We start from the raw sequence: 16,140 nt of genomic DNA, 5'->3' as shown, positions 1-16,140 counted from the left end.
GGGCACTCGGAACGGCTTGGACGTGGGTTGGCCGGGTGACGGAAACGAAATGGGTGGGGGCTGACCGGGCAACCGGAACGGATTGGACGTGGGTTGGCCGGGTGACGGAAACGAAATGGGTGGGGGCTGACCGGGCAACCGGAACGGATTGGACGTGGGTTGGCCGGGTGACGGAAACGAAATGGGTGGGGGCTGACCGGGCAATCGGAACGGATTGGACGCGGGTTGACCGGGTGATGGAAACGAAATGGGTGGGGGCTGACCGGGCAACCGGAACGGATTGGACGTGGGTTGACCGGGTGACGGAAACGAAATGGGTGGGGGCTGACCGGGTGACCGAAACGGATTGGACGTGGATTGACCCGGCGAACCCCGACGTGGGTTCGCACACCGCCATGTGGGGACCACCACTAATTTTAAACGTGAGCCAGAGGCGAACATCGACTGGTTTGGCTGAAGGCCTTACGGATTTCAGCCCAGGGTAAATGGTTGTGAAACAACCGTTTACCCTGGGTCCCCGGGGGTTCCCGTAGTGTAGGCCGCTGAAGGCGCCGGCACAACACCAAAAAACCGAAACGACCGGCGGCACCAAAAAACCGAAACGACCGGCGGCACCAAAAAACCAAACGACCGGCGGCACAAAAAACCAAACGACCGGCGGCACAAAAAACCAAACGGCCGGCGGCACAAAAACCCGAAACGACCGGCGGCACAAAAAACCAAACGACCGGCGGCACAAAAAAACCAAACGGCCGGCGGAATCAAAAACCCGAAACGGCCGGCGGCACAAAAAAACCAAACGGCCGGCGGAATCAAAAACCCGAAACGGCCGGCGGCACAAAAAAACCAAACGACCGGCGGCACCAAAAACCGAAACGGCCGGCGGCATCGAAAAACCGATAAATCGAACCCGGATTGGCAATCCCCACGGGGGTTGTGGGTTGCCACGTTTCCGGCGTCAACGCCTTCAGCGTTTTCCCCTCCGTGAACTCCCAGCACCTAGGGTGCGTCCATTTCCAATGGACGCACCCTAGGCTAACCTATGGCACGCCTCCAGCGTGCGTCCAGGGAGGCGAGACGTTGTCTCGCGTTTAATCAAAGCATGGTCCCTAGATGGGGTGGTGCGGCCCGCTCCGGGGCGCGCCGGATCAACGCCTATCCCCGCGGGTCGCGTCGGGCGACCAGAAGCACGCCGGTGTGTTCGTGGTCGCTGCCGTCGTAGCTTACCTTTTTCTTTTGCTGCTCGCTACAGATCGCCGTCAGGGTCGGGGGTAGGTCGGCGACGACTTCACTTAATGGGGCGAAGAGGTCGGCGGGTACCTCGTCGATGGGTGGTTCCATGTCGGTGATGCCGACGTAAATCATCGTGCCGCCGGGGCTGAGCATGGCCGCGGCCTGTTGCAGCATCCGCGCGCGCTGCTCGGCGGGCAAGTGGATGTAGCCGAAAAAAACCAGGTCCACCGGTTGTTCCGGTTGGAAAGCGAGCAGGTCGCCCACGCAAATACGGAGATCCAGGCCGTTGGCCGCGGCGCGTTCACCGGCCGCGTTTAAGGCTTGGCTCGCATAATCGACGGCCGTTACCTGCCATCCCTGTTGTGCCAGCCAGAGGGCGTTGGCGCCGTCACCCGCGCCGAGATCAACCGCGCGGCCAGGGCTGAGGGGCGCGACCCATTCTATTAACAGGGGTTCGGGGTCGGCGATGGTGCCGTCGGCTTGTTGGTAATAGGATTCCCAAATGTCTTGGAGGTAAGGTTTTTGTTCGTTCATAATGTGCTCCTTTGTTTAATCGGGTGTATGGGTAAAAACGCCGCCGCTGAAGGTTTCCCAAGCTAAGCGCGGCACGTCGCGCGGGGCGACGGTGCCCCGTTGCAGGCATTCCCAGGCGACATAAATTACGCCGTCAAAGCTGTGGAAGACCCAGTCCACCGGCAAGTCGGGGCGGATGTCGCCGCGCGCTTGCAGGGTTTCGATCAGGGTGAGAATACGGCGGTTCATCTCGGCGAAAGGACAGGTGTCGCGGTCGTGGTCCTCGTGGCTGCCGGCGCCTTGCATTAATAAATGAAAGCCGTTTTGACGGCGCACGCAGGCTTCAATGATGTGGCGCAATTGGTCGCGGGGATCGGCGTCACCGGCGGCCGCCTCGGCCACGATGGCGAGGGTTTTGGTGACCAGGTGATGCTGGACCGCTTCCAACAGCAGCTCGCGCGTTTTGAAGTGGCGGTGCAAGGTCATGCGGCTGACGCCCGCGCTTTCGGCCAGTTCGGTTAGGGTTGCCTTTGGGTTGTGGGCCAAACAGGTGACAGCTGCTTGGACGATGCGATCTGCCGTGTTGGCCAGGGGACACCTCCCGCGTTCGATGCGTGAATGTACCATGTGTTACATCTGTGTAACAAGAGGTGAATTGCGTGTCGTGGCTGAATTCATTCCCCCGGCTCCGGCGTATGTAAGGTTTTCCCCGCGCTGTCCGATAGACGAAGGGATGATATTTAAAGCGTTAGCTCGCTTCTCAGCACGCGGGTTCTTGGGGTGGAATGAATGAATAACGCGCATCGACTGCAAGCCAAAACCAAGTGGGCGATCTAAGTGATGGCGAAGTCAGGCCGTTCGCCCGACCGCGCCAAACGCCGTCCGGCTTGGTTGGACCGCGCGCGTCTTCAACGGCTCGAGGCGACCTTTACGCTCGGCATGTTGTCCCATTGGCAACGGGTCGAGCGGCGGCGTATCCGGCAAACGGTGCGCGCTTTTCTCAATTGGGTGGTGGACAACGCCTTACCGCTCGACGACGGCGACGGTTGGTCGGTCGCCCGCGAGATGTGTCGTTTTTTGACGCGGGAACTGCGTCGCCGGCGGCAGTTGGTCCAGCAATACCATCAGGATTACCAAGCCTTTCAGAACCGAAACTCGCGGGCGGCGAGCCGGAGCGAGCGCCGCGACTATTTGCTGACCTTCGCCAGGCAACTGGGTGCGCGGGGTTGGCGCTTGATTGGGGACCGGCGCGCCTTGCGCCGTCATTTGGACGCGGACGCCTTGGCCGACCGGTACATGCTGCGGGTGCGCGAGCAGGAACGCGCCATGGTGTTTTGCCTGGAACGGTACGGCGTGCTGGCCGCGGCGGTTCTGGCCAAGGCGCCGGACAAGGCCGATGCACTGTGGGCGCAGCTTGAAATAGAAGGCTCCTGTCGCGAGTTGTGGGATTACGCGGGCAACCCGATGCTGCGCAAGGAGGCTTTTACGGCGCTCACCCGCTCGCTGGCGGTGTTGTCGCCGGCGCAAATTGACCGGGTGGTGAGTGACCAAACCGTGCACGCGGTGTACCGCGCCTCGATGGAGAAACGCGAGCAGGTGTGGTACCACCTGGAGGCGATTAAGTTGCTGGCCCGATTGGCGCCGGATTCGTTCGACAAGGTGTTGGTTCGTTGGTTTGACGAGAACGAGGCGGGCGATGCCATTTTCTTCCGCGCGCGCACCGCCAAATTATGGGGCGAGTTGTTGCCGGACCGGCCGGAACTGAGCGAACGGGCGATGGTGATCGCCGGTGACCGCAGTCCCCATGTGCGCCAAGCTTTTGCCGAGGCGGTGTGCGGGGGGGAACCCGAATTCGCGCGCATGTGGCTGGCGCAGTTGGCGTGTTGTGATCCAAGTGAGCCGGTGCGGGCGGCGGCGTTGCTGCAGATGGGCCGCAACGCGAACAAGCTTGGCTTGGCGTCGGTGTGTGATTTGGTTGAGGAAGCCTTGCTGAACAACGACGATCCCTTTGTGCTGCGCGTCGCCTGTCAGGTGGCGCGGATGTTGGCGACCGCGCATCGTGAGGCGGATCGGCCCGCGTTTTACCAACGTCTGTGCGGTTGGTTTGCCGGGTTGCGCACGCGTTTGGGCGATGCCTGCCCGGACCAGGTCGACCGCGAACTGTCGCAAACCCTGGAGCACGTGTGGTTACAGCAGGAGCAAGGATACCAAGCGGATGTGGCGCTGCTGCGCGCGCGCTTGCGGCTGACCCGGCCGGGACGCACCGCCGTCCTGCCGCCGGGGCTGCGGCGTTTGGAACCGGCGGTGCTCGGCCGCGTGCTGGCGGTGTTGGCCATGGAAGGGTTTGGGCTGGATGTGGAAGTCGGACGCCGCGTGCGCCGCGGCCCGGTGTTTGGGTTTCGCTGGTGGCGTTTTTTGCACGAACTCCGCCATCCCGATCCCGCCAAACGCACCACGACCTCGCATCTCGTCGGCCGGGTCACGCCGAGTTTGTTGCGCGCGCCCTCGCCCCTGCTGGGTGAGTTGGCGCCGGCGAATGTGCCGGGCGAACCCTTGGTCAATGGTCGCGAGGGTGGCTGGCGGCCTTTTTTGCCGTTGGTTGACGATGTGCTCTCGCTGTTGGATGGTCATCTGTTCCGCCGCGCGATGCGGTTTTACACCAGTGAAGGGGTGACGGTGGTGACGGCGCCGCGCGGTTTTTGGCGGCGGTTGCGCGCCTTCGCCACCTTGACGCGTCGGTTTCCCCATTACGCGGGCCTGCGCAACAGCGTGGGCGACGGCGGCACCTCGGAAGCGGCCTACGTGGTTTCGCTGCGCAAACTCGGCTTTGAGGTTTCCCTGGAAGCGACCGATCCGCAACGGCCGGTGCGGCCGGGCGTGGCCAAGTACTTCCAGCTCCCCGCGCCGGTCCTGGAACCCGGCTTGTTTCGCCGCTTGCAGGATTATTTGGTGAGCGTCTACGGCAACACCCTGCACGAACTGATCGTGTTTTTGGTGCTGGCGAGCGCGGCCTTCCTGACGCGGCACTGCTACAACAACGGTCGCATCCGTTGGGCGCGTCGGCGCCTGCCGCTGGTGATCGGTGGTTGGGGCACGCGCGGCAAGTCGGGTACGGAACGGCTCAAGGCGGCGCTGTTTTCGGCGATGGGTTTTAGCGTGTTTTCGAAAACCACGGGCTGTGAGGCGATGTTTGTCTACGGTGCGCCTTTTGAGAAACTGCTGGAAATGCCGCTCTTCCGGCCGTTCGACAAAGCTTCGATTTGGGAACAAGGCGACGTGGTGCGCCTGGCGGCAGGGTTTGGCTGCGAGGTCTTTTTGTGGGAATGCATGGCGCTGCGCGATACCTACGTGTCGATTTTACAGCGCCAGTGGATGCGCGACGACTTCGCCACCATCACCAACACCTACCCCGACCACGAGGACATCCAGGGACCGGCGGGCTACAACATTCCCCGGGTGATGACCGAGTTTATCCCCAAAAAAGCGACCCTGTTCACCTCGGAAGAGTCGATGCTGCCGATCCTTGAAGATGCGGCGGGCCGGCTCGGGACCGATCTGCACGCGGTGGGTTGGCTGGAGGCGGGCCTGTTGACGCCGGACGTGCTGGCGCGTTTTCCCTACGAGGAACACCCCTACAACATCGCGCTGGTGCTGGCCATGGCCGCGCATCTGGGCATCGAACGCGATTTCGCCCTGCGCGAAATGGCGGACCACGTGGTGCCGGACCTGGGCGTGCTCAAAACCTTTGCGCCCGCGCCGATTCAAGGGCGCCGCTTGGTGTTTGCCAACGGCATGTCGGCCAACGAGCGCCACGGCTGTCTGTCCAACTGGCGGCGCTTGGGCTGGCTGGAGGTTTCGCTTGACGACCACCCCGATACGCTGATCGGCGGGGTGGTAAACAACCGCGCCGACCGCATTTCGCGCTCGCAAATTTTTGCGGGGTTGATGGTCAAGGATTTGGCGGTCGACCGCCTCTTCCTGATCGGCTCCAACCTCGCGGGCCTGCAAGGGTATTTGGCCGATAGCTGGGCCGCTTTTGCCGAGGATTTGCGCCTCGTCGGCACCGCACGCACGCCGCGTGAACGCTTCGCCGGCGTGGCCCTGCGTTTGCGCATCCCCCACACCGAGCAGCAGGTCCGGGCGCGTTTGGCGTGCATGCTGGCGGCGGTGTTGCCGGAAAGCACCGACGATGCCCAACGGGCCGCGCTCGCCGCGCACTGGGCGCAACCGACGGCGCTGGCCGAGGCGTTGGCGGCGCTTGACGATGTCGCGGTGGATTGGGTTGATCGTTTCTACGCGCCGCTGCTCGACCAATACCAGCGTTACCAGAAACTCCTGGCGGCGGCCGAGGCGGGCGACGAAGCTTGGGAGAGCGCGGCCAAAAAGCAGTTGGAACAATGGTTTTTTGCCAAAATCGTGGTGATCGAGGATTTTTACGCGACCGGCGATCAAATCATCCAAACCATCATTGATCACACCCCACCCGGTATGACCCACCGCGTCATGGGCCTGCAGAACATCAAAGGCACCGGGCTCGATTTCGTGTACCGCTTTCAGGATTGGGCCAAAACCCACGATGCGGTGGTCCAACTCACCGACGGGGACGTCGACGCCTTCGGCGAAGGCCTGAAACACCTCCTGACCAAACGCGGTTACGGTTTGCTGGAAATCGAACAGGCCGCGGCGGGCATCGAGGCGGCCAAGCACCGTTCGATTGCCCAGAATGAACGGTTTCAAGCACAACTCGCGGTGATCGAAACCCGGTTCCGTCAAGCGCGCGCCGACCTGGCGCGGCGGTTACAGGTGACGGTGCAGCAAGAGGCGTTGCTGCCGCGGTTGGTTCACGCGATTGAAACCTTTGTTGATTTGGGCGATGCGGTACGGCGCCGCAAGCAAGCACACGCGCTCTACCGCGATTTGGTGAACGGGCGCATCTCGCGCGCGGCGGCGCTGAATGAACTCGCTGAACTGAATCGGCGCCAAAAAGGTGGTTGGTTATGGAAACGGTTGACGGCCTTGCGCAAAGGACGCGGCGGGGGCGGCGATGATGCGGTGTAAGCTTTGCGCCGAAGGAGGGGCTCGTGGCTGAGACGTTCGCCACCTCCCCAGAGCGCGATCTGGGCCGCGGGCTGGCGGTGATCGGCGCCGCGTTGCTGGTGTCCCTGCTCGCGGGTTGGTTCGGCATGACCGCCGGCCTCGACCGCTTTTTGTTCCACCTGCTGGCTACCTGGCGCCCGCAAGCGCCGCTCAGCGAGGCGCGCGTGGTCGGTCTCAGCGCGCAACCCGCTGATTTGGGCGATCCCGCCTTTTGGCAAACCCTGAACGCCGCCGGCCCGGCACGGGTGGTGCTGCTGTTTGTACCCGAGGACGACGCGGTGACGGCGCTCCTAGCGCAACAGGAAAACCTGCTGTTGGGTCGCGCCCTGTTGCCGCGCGAGGACGGTGTTTACCAGGTGCAATCCGTTCCGGCCGCGCTCGCAAACCTGCCGTGGGCGCTGAGCGCTTTTGGGGCGGGCGGCGTTCACTTCCAACAAACGAGTTACGCGGTGGACGGCACCTGGTTGCCGACCCTGGAATACAAACTGGCGCGACCGGATCAGCCGGTTGGCCAAGCGCGGCGTTTCCGCTTGCGCTACCCGGCGCGCGGCCGTTATCCGGCGGTGCTGGGCACGGCGCGGGCGCTGGCCGCCGGTGAATTTCCCGCCGCGACGCTCGCCGACAAAACGGTCCTGATCGCGCGGCGTCTCCCGCCGGAGGACGCGGAATTTGCGCGCTTACCCGCGAGCGGCGGTCAACTGGTCTCGCGCCTGGCTTACCACATGACGGGATTAACCACGCTGCAAAACAGGGCCGAACCCCTGGAGGCCGCCCCCTGGTTGGTTTGGCCGGCGCTGCTCATCGCCGCCTTGGCGCTCACCGCGCTCTACCAGCGTTTGCCCACCCGCGCCACCTTCCGCGCGGCGCTCCTCATTGCCTTGGGCCTGCCGCTCCTCGCCTGGCTGCTGCTCTTTGCCAACCTGTGGTTGTTCGTGGCCGACTTGATGCTGCTCAACCTCTGGGTCGTCTTCTTTTTGGTGCTCCAGGAAAACACCATTCTGGCCGCCACCCTCAACCGCCAGATTCTCGATACCTCCGGGTTCATGCAACGACGGTACACGCCCAAATCCTTTTACGCCACCGAGGAACACTGGTCGCAAGTGGCCAACATGATCAAACAAATGCTGCACATCCGCCGCACCATTTTTCTGGACCGGGTCGTTGGCGACCACCGCTGCCGCGAGGTGATCGCGGTCAACTGCTCCTTGGAGGACATTTACGAAATGCGGCGTGATTACGAACGCACGCCCTACACCCTGGCGCTCGACGCCAACGGCCCGATTCGCATGCAACGCACCTACCTCAAGGATCAACCCGAAAACGAGGCCCAGTATTTGATTCCCCTGGTGTTCGCCGGTGAGGTCAATGGTTTTTGGGCGCTGGGCATTGAGGAAGAGGACATCGGCGACGTGGCCCAATTCGAAGCGGCCCTGGGTGAAACGGCCGTGGAAATTGCCGAAATGTTGTACCACCGGCGGCGCTTCATGGAGGCCGAGTCCGAAAAAAGCTTGCTCCCCGAGCTGCTCGCGTTTAACCAGGATCGCGCGTTGGCGCAACTGCTGCGCGAATCCACCGCGCTCATGGAACGCCACGTGTTGCGGTTCGAAAGTATTTTCCACGGGCAACATACCGGCGTGCTGATTTACGACATGTTCGGCCAAGTGCTGATGATCAACGACGGCATGGCCGAGGCGCTGAGCGGGGTGGATTTCGCGCCCTACGACAATTCGCTCGCCGATCTTTTGCAATTACTCGGCGGTTACGACGACGTGCAGGCCAAACGGCTGGTGCTCGACATTTTGCGGCGCGACCAACAGTTTAGTTTCCCACTCAACCTCTCCAACCAGCGCAGCGTGCTGCTGGTGCTGCGCCCCCTGCGGTCCCTGAGCGAGGAGGTCGAGGCCTCGCCGTTCAGCAAGCTGGGCGTGCTCTGTGAAATGGTCGACATCACCGATTTGGCCAGGCTCAGTCAGGTCAAGGAGAAGATGATTCGGCAGACCACCATGGTGCTGCGCAACGACATCATGGGGCTGTCCATGGCCCACGAGTTGATCACCCAGCCCGACGTGCCGGAGGCCGACAAACAACAGATGATGGCGATTGCCAACGAGAAAATGGCCTCGCTGAAACAGTTGCTGGAAGAGGGCAGTGGTTACCTGAAAACCTCGTCTTTTGATACGAGCAGTCCGTTTTTCCCCATCGAATTCGCCGGTTTGTTGCAGCAGGTCGTGGGTGAGGCCGAGAAGCTGTTGGCCCAGCGTGACCTGACGCTGGATCTGGAGAAACCGGAACTGATGAACTTCGTGTTGGCGTCGCCGAACCAACTCAAAGATCTGCTTCTGGCGGTTTTTCGTTTGATGGCTGAAGATGCTGAGAAAAAGAGTGTTCTGTCACTGCGCATCGGCGAAAAAGATGGTTTGTTATCCCTGCGTTTTGTGAACCAGGGTTACGGTATTCCCGAACGGCAATTGGCCAAAATTCGCGGTACAGACCGGGACCTCGACCACAAAACCGGCCGTGACCTCCAGCGGAACTTGCGTTATTTAGCCGATTGGCAGGGCGATTACCAGCTTTCTTCGGAGATTGGGAAAGGAACCTCATGTACGATCAGATTGAAGGTGTTCGGATGAGCGAGAAGCCGGAGCAGGGGGCGCAAACCCCACGTGCGTCGCGCATTTTATTGGTGGACGACGACGATACCATCCGCCACATGTTGGCCTACGGCTTAAAAGCCGCGGGTTTCGAGGTTCGTGCTTGCGCCAATGGGTTGCAGGGCATGAGCGCCTTGGCTACCTTTACCCCCGATGTCATCGTGCTTGATTTGTACATGCCGGAAATGGACGGTTTGGCTTTTTTGCAACACTACGCCGGGGCGGCGCCGATTATAGTTTGTTCCGGTTCTGACGAAGAGCATGATATCCAGCGTACGCTCGAGAAAGGTGCCGCGCGGTTCCTGCAGAAACCGGTGGCGCTTAGCGTGCTACGGGAGGCGATTGACGACGCCTTAAGATAGCCCGCATTTCTCACGAGGAATTCTGCTATGAAGCCGAAAACCATGCGATTACGAGGGGGCGGCCTTCCGCGGGGCGGCCTTCCGCGGGGCGGCCATCCGCTTTACTCGGTCGAGCCGCCTTCGCCTCAGCTGCTACGCCGAATGGTCGGACCCGCGAAAGGTCGGACCCCTGTGCAGTCTCTCGGTCGTAACCTTCGTACTCACAAGGCTTTCAGCTTCTCGCGACGAATCCTTGTGAGAAATGCGGGCTAGGTGAAACGGTGGGGTGAGGTTTGGATTTTGTGCTCAATCTTTTTCCGCCGGGTAGCCTCTCCCAGTCGGTCATCACCACCGTTTGGCTGGGCATTTGGGTGATTGTGTTTTTTAACCTGCGGCTGGGCTGGTCCTTGTCCGGGTTGATTATTCCCGGTTACCTGGTACCCCTGATGGTGCTTAAGCCGGTCTCCGCCACGGTGATTTTGCTCGAGGGCGTCGTCACCTATGTTCTTGGTGCCTTTTTGTTTAAGGTTCTGCCGCGTTGGGGGATCGGTTGGTCCGTCTTCGGCCGCGACCGCTTTTTTATGTTGGTGTTGCTGAGTGTGATCGTGCGGGTGCTCGGTGACGGTTTTGTGTTGCCCTGGGTGTTAACCGAGTTGGATCGCTGGTACAGCATTCCGTTTGAGGTACGCGGTCAACTGCACAGTTTTGGGTTAATCATCGTCGCTTTGATCGCTAACTACTTTTGGGGCCAGGGGGTTCGCCGCGGCTTCGTCCCCTTTGGCGTCGTGTTGACCGTGACCTACTTGCTGGTGCGTTTTGTGTTGTTGCCCTACACCAACTTTTCGATTTCCAACGTGGAATACCTGTACGAGGATGTGGCCGGCGATATTTTGGCCGCGCCCAAGGCCTACATTATCTTAATCACCGCCGCCTTCATCGCCTCGCGCATGAACCTGTTGTATGGCTGGGAGTTCAACGGGATTTTGGTGCCCTCGCTGATGGCGCTGTTGTGGTACCAACCCGCCAAGCTGGTGATTTCCCTGTTGGAAGCGGCGCTGGTTTTGGGCATGGGTACCTTGCTTTTGCGCAGCCGTTTGTTTGCCGGGGTAACCGTTGAGGGCGCGCGCAAGCTGCTGTTGTTTTTTAACATCGGGTTCCTTTACAAAATGGGGTTGGGCTTTTTGCTCGCCGCCGTCGCGCCCGATCTCAAAACCACGGATTTTTTCGGGATCGGTTATTTAATTACCACCTTGCTCGCCGTCAAGATGCACGACAAGGATTTGTTGTTGCCGATGACGCGCGCCACGCTTCAGGTTTCTTTTACCGCCGCCTTAATCGCCAACGGCATCGGATTTCTGCTGACCTATGTGCCCCACGCGCTTGCGGTGGAAGCGCCGGAGCAGGAACGCGGTTTGCCCGAACCCGCGGGGCGTTTTACCGACTTGAACCGGCACATGCCGTTGATGCTTTACCGCGGCAACGCCGTCACCCAAAGCCGCCGTCCCGACGGTTGGGAACTGGTGCGCTTTGGCGAGGCGCTCACCCTGCTGTTGGATGCGCCCGCCGACAGCGCCGATGCGACCGTGGCAAAGGCGCGCGAACGCCTGCGCGGCCTCGGCTACGGTTTAAGCATTTTGGAGGATCGCTGGTTTTACCTGCACGAAACCGAACCCGTGCGGGGTTGGGGCCTGTACCTGATTGATAGCCGGCCGCAACGGGACCTGTTGTTGCAGGTGAACGCGCCGCTGGAAGAATCGCTGACCTTGCCCGCGGGGCTCAACCTTTTCCGTCGTTTGGGTGCACGGGTTCTGGCCGTGAATGGGACCTCGACCCAAACCGCGCAAGCCGTGGCCGTCGACCCGCTAGGCAGCCCTTTTTCCTTTTATTCCGTGTGCCGTCGCCTGACCGGCGCGGGCCGGACCCTGCAATTGCGCGAGCAAACCTTGGCCAATCGCCGGATTTTGGCCGCGAATGTGGCCGACTACGACCGCCGCCGACCCGAGGCCTTGTTGTTCGTGAAACGCGCCGTGCCGGAACCCTTGCCGTTGCAGGTGTTGGCAACGGTGGTCGGGGAGTTTCAGACCTATTTCAGCCACGGTCCCTTCGACAATTACCAGCGGGATCAGGTGGATCGTGGTTTTGTTGAGCTCTTTCTCGACCGTTCCGGCTTGCGTCGCCTCTTGGCGGCACCGGTCTCGGAACAACCCGAGGCCGTTGTTTCCGAACAGCTCGGCGAACCCCTCGAGCTATGGGCGGCGAGGCAACAAGATGGGTTTGCCGCCGCCGGTGGCGAGGCCTATCAGGCGCCGGATCGACCCGCGTTGCTCCTGATGAACGACATGCTATTGAACCCGCTCCATACCTTGGTTTTTGACTACGAAACCCTTGCGCCGGAACAATTTGAGGAGGATTTGCGTTTTATCGCCGGGCGTGCCGCGGCCTTGGGTTGGTCGCTCCAACGGGCCGAAACCGCCGACGGCGCCCCTTGTTTGCTGTTGCACGAGGGCGCGGATCGGCCGCGCCGCCACCAGGGTTTTTACGTGTTTCGTTTGGGTGCTTCAGCGCCCTACAGTCTGACCGTTGCGCGGCCGGTGTTCGAACGGCACACGCTTGACCTGGGGTTGTCCTTGTTTGCCGCGCTGCGGGCGCGCGCCTTGCTGGTGCACGGCGCCCATTTCGCCGCCAGGCGTGACGGGGCCGCCGATGCGCTCGCCCCGGATAACCGTTTCACCGTGCTCAACCAGGTCTACCAAAGTTTGCACAAAGCGGCTTTTGACGAAGCCTTCCTGGCGGTGCAGGTGCGCGGCTGGGCGCCCGATCCGGCGCTGCACGGGGACACCACCGTGGTGGCTGCTTTTGACCGCGGTGTCGCGGCGATGACCGCGGCCGACGGCCTGGCGCGTCAGTTGGTTGATCGGCTCCGTGCCGACGGCGAACGGGTGGCGCTGGTGGACGGCGGCGCGGCCACGGCGGGTTACGGTTTGGGCGGCAGTCCTCAGCGCCGTTACCTGGCCCACCTGCCCAACCACCACATGGCCGCGCTGCGGTTTTCCGACACCCGGCGCAACCGCTTTCGCGATTTGAGTGACACGGCGCTGACCGGCGCCTTGGCGGCCCTGGCGATTCCGACCCTGCCGCTCGAACAACTGCCGCTTTTTGGGAACGCGGGTGGCGCCTTGCCCGCCGAGCAGGTGGCCACCTTGCGGCGGTTCACCGCATACGGCGACGTTACCGCGCTGGCCGCCCTCCAGGCGGATTCGCGCCTCAACCTGTTTCACGGTTTTGCCGAAAAAACCGGCGCGCGTTTTCTGCTGGTGACCGGTGCCGACGGCCGTCCCAAGGCGCTGGCCAACTTGGCCGTGCGCGAGCCGGACACCCCGATCCAATTGGATGCCGGTCGCGATCCATCCGCACAAATTACCCGCTTCATCCAACGGCGTGAGGGTTTGCTCCTGTTTGGGGCGACACCATGAGGCGTCTGTGGCTCGCGGCCGTCGCCGCGTTGGTTTCGGCCGCGTTGTTGTGGGTCGGCCACGGGTTGTGGCAGCGTCTTTCGGTGCCCTTGCTGCGCCTGGAGGCGCCCGCCGATTTTGCCGATCACGAGGTCGGCTTGGGTTATGTTGTTGCCGAGGATACCCAGCCCGGCTTTCGCCTGCCGCCCGGTGCCGACCGCTTGCGCGTCCTCGTCAATGGTGCCTGGAACGGGCCGCAACCGGTTCCCGAGACCCGTTTTTCGCTGATCGGTACCTACCGCGACGAATCGGGGCTTGTGCTCGGCCGGGAGTCTGTTTTTTTCCGCGCCGGTCGTACCTTGTACCCGCGGGACGCGGCGCCACCGCTTGCCGCCGTCTCCTTCGAGGAACCCGACCGCGTCGCCCTGGATCTGCGCATCGCGCTGCTTTACCCGCCGTCCGGTACCGCCTCCGTGCAGTTTGAGCCAGGAGAAGGACCGCCCGGCCTGGTGGATGTGGTGCTGCGCCTTTATGGGCCGAACACCTTAACGCCGGGAACGGAGCAGGTGGCTTGGCAACGCTTGCGCCGCGTCGAAAAACAACGTATCGCCGGGGCCACCATTGAGGATTACCGTTTTTTGCCGGCACGGGAAATCGCCGCGCTGGTGCGTACGATTTGGCGGCCCATCGGCCCCGTCGGCATTAAAGACCGCGATTACCGCATGCGGCGGGTGTTCATCCCTCGGCATGTGCCGCCTGCCGCGCCCGAGGTGCTTATCGCCCAACCCGAGGTGCCCGTGCTCGGCCCCGGCCGGGCCGTTACCGTGCCCCTTCCCGAAAGCGGCGGCTGCCTGTCCATGACCCTCACACCGCTGAGCGTGCCTCTGCCCGCGACCATCACCCCCACCGCCGCGCCCCGTTTGTTTTGGACCCTGCACCGGCGCGGCGACACCCCGCTGACGCGGGTTGTCCCGCTGCAAATCGGCGTGGAAAATGGGGTTCAACTGGATGTGCAGCCCGGCGACCGCATGATCGAACTGCGCTCCGAAGAGCCCGCCTTGTTGCGGGTGACGCTGAATCGCCCACCGCCCGCGTCGCCGGGTGAGGATCGCGAGCGCGCCGCCGAATGGGACATTACGCCGCCCTTAACCCGCATCGAAACCTGGCGGGCGCGGCCGCAAACGCCGTTGCAATTTGGCTTCCACGGATCACCCAACGAGGCGACCGCGTTGCGGCTGAACCTGATCGCTTTGCCCGCCGATTTTGCCGCCGTCGACCAGGCCGGCCCCGTGCTGCCGACCCAGAGCCGCGCCGAGGTGCGCTTCAAAAATGCCGACGGCCGCATTTTGGACCAACAAACCCTGGTGTGGCGCCCGGCGCCCGATCCTTACACCAGCCTCGCGCCGCTCGCGCTTGGCGTGCCGCTCGGCATCCCCCTGGTGCGGGTGTTCACCTGTCCGCCCGGCACACGGCTGGTGGAAGTGGACACCGCCGCGCTGGTCCAGGTCGCGCTGCGTCCCGCCGATCTCCCTTTGGTCCGCGCGGTGCCCGGCGATTATGCCGACTACCAGGGCGAAAGCCGGCCGATTCCGCTGTGGTTCAGCTTGGCGCCGCGGCAAGCGGCAGCCCTGCGCCGCGCGGATCACGCCTTTTGGCTCGTGCGGCAGCAGCGGCCGCCGGAGCTCGCGCCTGAACTGCTGACCGGTACCGCTTGGAACGAGGCGTTGGATCTGGAACCGGCCGGGGCGGGTCGTGTCCTGTGGCTGCCGCGCGCCCGCGATGGATTTTTTGAAACGCGCGCCGCCGCCGCAACCTACCTGGCCTTGCCTGTCGGCCAAGCCGTTTCCGTGGACTTTATCGCGGACGGCCGCGCCGCGTTGGCGCCCGCGCTCTTGTTTGTGCGTCCGCCTGAACCGGGTTCACTCAAAATTTTTCTGGAAGGAAAACACCAACAAAGCCTGACCACTTCCGCGCCTTTTGGCGTGCTTTCCCTGCCGCCGGTTAGCGCCGGTACCCATGTGTTGCGGGTTGAGGCGGATCCCGCGACCCGTTTGTTCCTCAACCACCGTTTGCCCGAAGACAACTACCTGTTGCGGGTTTTCGCCAGGACCTTGGACCAACCGCTGTGGGTGGATGTGGAGAAGGAGGCGGACAGCGCTGTTTCGCTGGTCGTTACCTTGTTCACGCCGCGGCCCGCCACGGAAAACACCCTGGTGGTGACGCGCCTGGAGGGCGTCGATCCGCGTCGGGGCGGTACCGCCTTCACCCCACGCGAGGGTCGCTTCACCGTACAACCCGCCGAGGACGACGCCCTTGGGCAGGGTGAGCCGCGCTACGACGCGGGGCAACGGTTTTTTGTGCCGCTCGGTGACGACTTACCCGCCGGCACCTATCGCCTGTGGTTGGAGAAGGTCGAAGGTCCCGCGCGTTTGGTGCGGGTGACGCGACAGCAATCGCTGACGCGGCGTCCCACAAGCCTTCGCCCCGCCCCCGCCGCGCCGACCCCAAAATTTTTTCAGGAATAATCCCCGGATTGGTCACTAGTTCCACCTTTTGCAAAACCAAAACCCAACGCTTTTTGCCTTCATTGCCGCGATGAACAACGGCGGTGCCTGTACCTAATTTTTGTAAAAAAGGACCTGTTTCGCGTACTTAACCCGCCTTTCTCACAAGGCCTCCTGCTTCTCGCGACGAATCCTTGTGAGAAATCGGGTTAACCCTGCTAGAATAGGCCCGTTTTGATAACCACCCCGCCGCCATGTCGGCGGGACTTTTGGTTGCTTATTCATATCAAATCACCCGTTTGTCCAGCGGGTTTTCAGCCGATCCAATGCTGCTTCTCCCTTGTCGTCT

Annotated in this window: 8 protein-coding genes; 6 read left to right on the top strand and 2 right to left on the bottom strand. The window is 62.4% G+C overall.

Going from position 1 to position 16,140, the window contains the following annotated elements; genetic code table 11:
- Positions 1–485, top strand: a 485-nt coding sequence (locus tag J3U88_RS21710) for a hypothetical protein (protein ID WP_207861080.1), incomplete at its 5' end; no start/stop codon positions are given.
- Between the two features lie 670 nt (positions 486–1,155).
- Here J3U88_RS21710 and J3U88_RS21705 read toward each other — a convergent pair.
- Together J3U88_RS21705 and J3U88_RS21700 are read right to left on the bottom strand one after the other, a co-directional pair.
- Complete coding sequence (locus tag J3U88_RS21705; RefSeq protein WP_207861079.1) at positions 1,156–1,767, bottom strand: class I SAM-dependent methyltransferase; 612 nt, start codon at positions 1,765–1,767, stop codon at positions 1,156–1,158.
- 15 nt (positions 1,768–1,782) lie between these two features.
- The gene (locus J3U88_RS21700; RefSeq protein ID WP_207861078.1) at positions 1,783–2,373 is read right to left on the bottom strand and encodes a TetR/AcrR family transcriptional regulator; all 591 of its coding nucleotides are present in this window, start codon (positions 2,371–2,373) and stop codon (positions 1,783–1,785) included.
- A 210-nt stretch (positions 2,374–2,583) separates the two neighbouring features.
- Here J3U88_RS21700 and J3U88_RS21695 point away from each other — a divergent pair, with 210 nt between their 5' ends.
- From J3U88_RS21695 to J3U88_RS21675, 5 genes are all read left to right on the top strand, one after another.
- Positions 2,584–6,804, top strand: coding sequence for a hypothetical protein (locus J3U88_RS21695; protein WP_207861077.1), 4,221 nt, complete (start codon positions 2,584–2,586; stop codon positions 6,802–6,804).
- Positions 6,805–6,827: 23 nt separating this feature from the next.
- Complete coding sequence (locus tag J3U88_RS21690) at positions 6,828–9,473, top strand: hypothetical protein (RefSeq protein ID WP_207861076.1); 2,646 nt, start codon at positions 6,828–6,830, stop codon at positions 9,471–9,473.
- Positions 9,470–9,856, top strand: a complete 387-nt coding sequence (locus tag J3U88_RS21685; protein ID WP_207861075.1) for a response regulator transcription factor — start codon at positions 9,470–9,472, stop codon at positions 9,854–9,856. Before J3U88_RS21690 ends, J3U88_RS21685 begins: the two co-directional genes overlap by 4 nt.
- A 281-nt stretch (positions 9,857–10,137) precedes the next feature.
- The gene (locus J3U88_RS21680; protein ID WP_207861074.1) at positions 10,138–13,308 is read left to right on the top strand and encodes a poly-gamma-glutamate biosynthesis protein PgsC/CapC; all 3,171 of its coding nucleotides are present in this window, start codon (positions 10,138–10,140) and stop codon (positions 13,306–13,308) included.
- On the top strand, positions 13,305–15,812 hold the full coding sequence (locus tag J3U88_RS21675) for a hypothetical protein (protein ID WP_207861073.1): 2,508 nt from the start codon (positions 13,305–13,307) through the stop codon (positions 15,810–15,812). The genes J3U88_RS21680 and J3U88_RS21675 overlap by 4 nt, the downstream gene beginning before the upstream one ends.
- Positions 15,813–16,140 lie beyond the last annotated feature (328 nt).

This window comes from Acanthopleuribacter pedis, assembly GCF_017377855.1.
Taxonomy (GTDB): domain Bacteria; phylum Acidobacteriota; class Holophagae; order Acanthopleuribacterales; family Acanthopleuribacteraceae; genus Acanthopleuribacter; species Acanthopleuribacter pedis.
The sequence above is the reverse complement of the archived record's forward strand: the minus strand, read 5'-3'. Positions and strand labels throughout refer to the sequence as shown.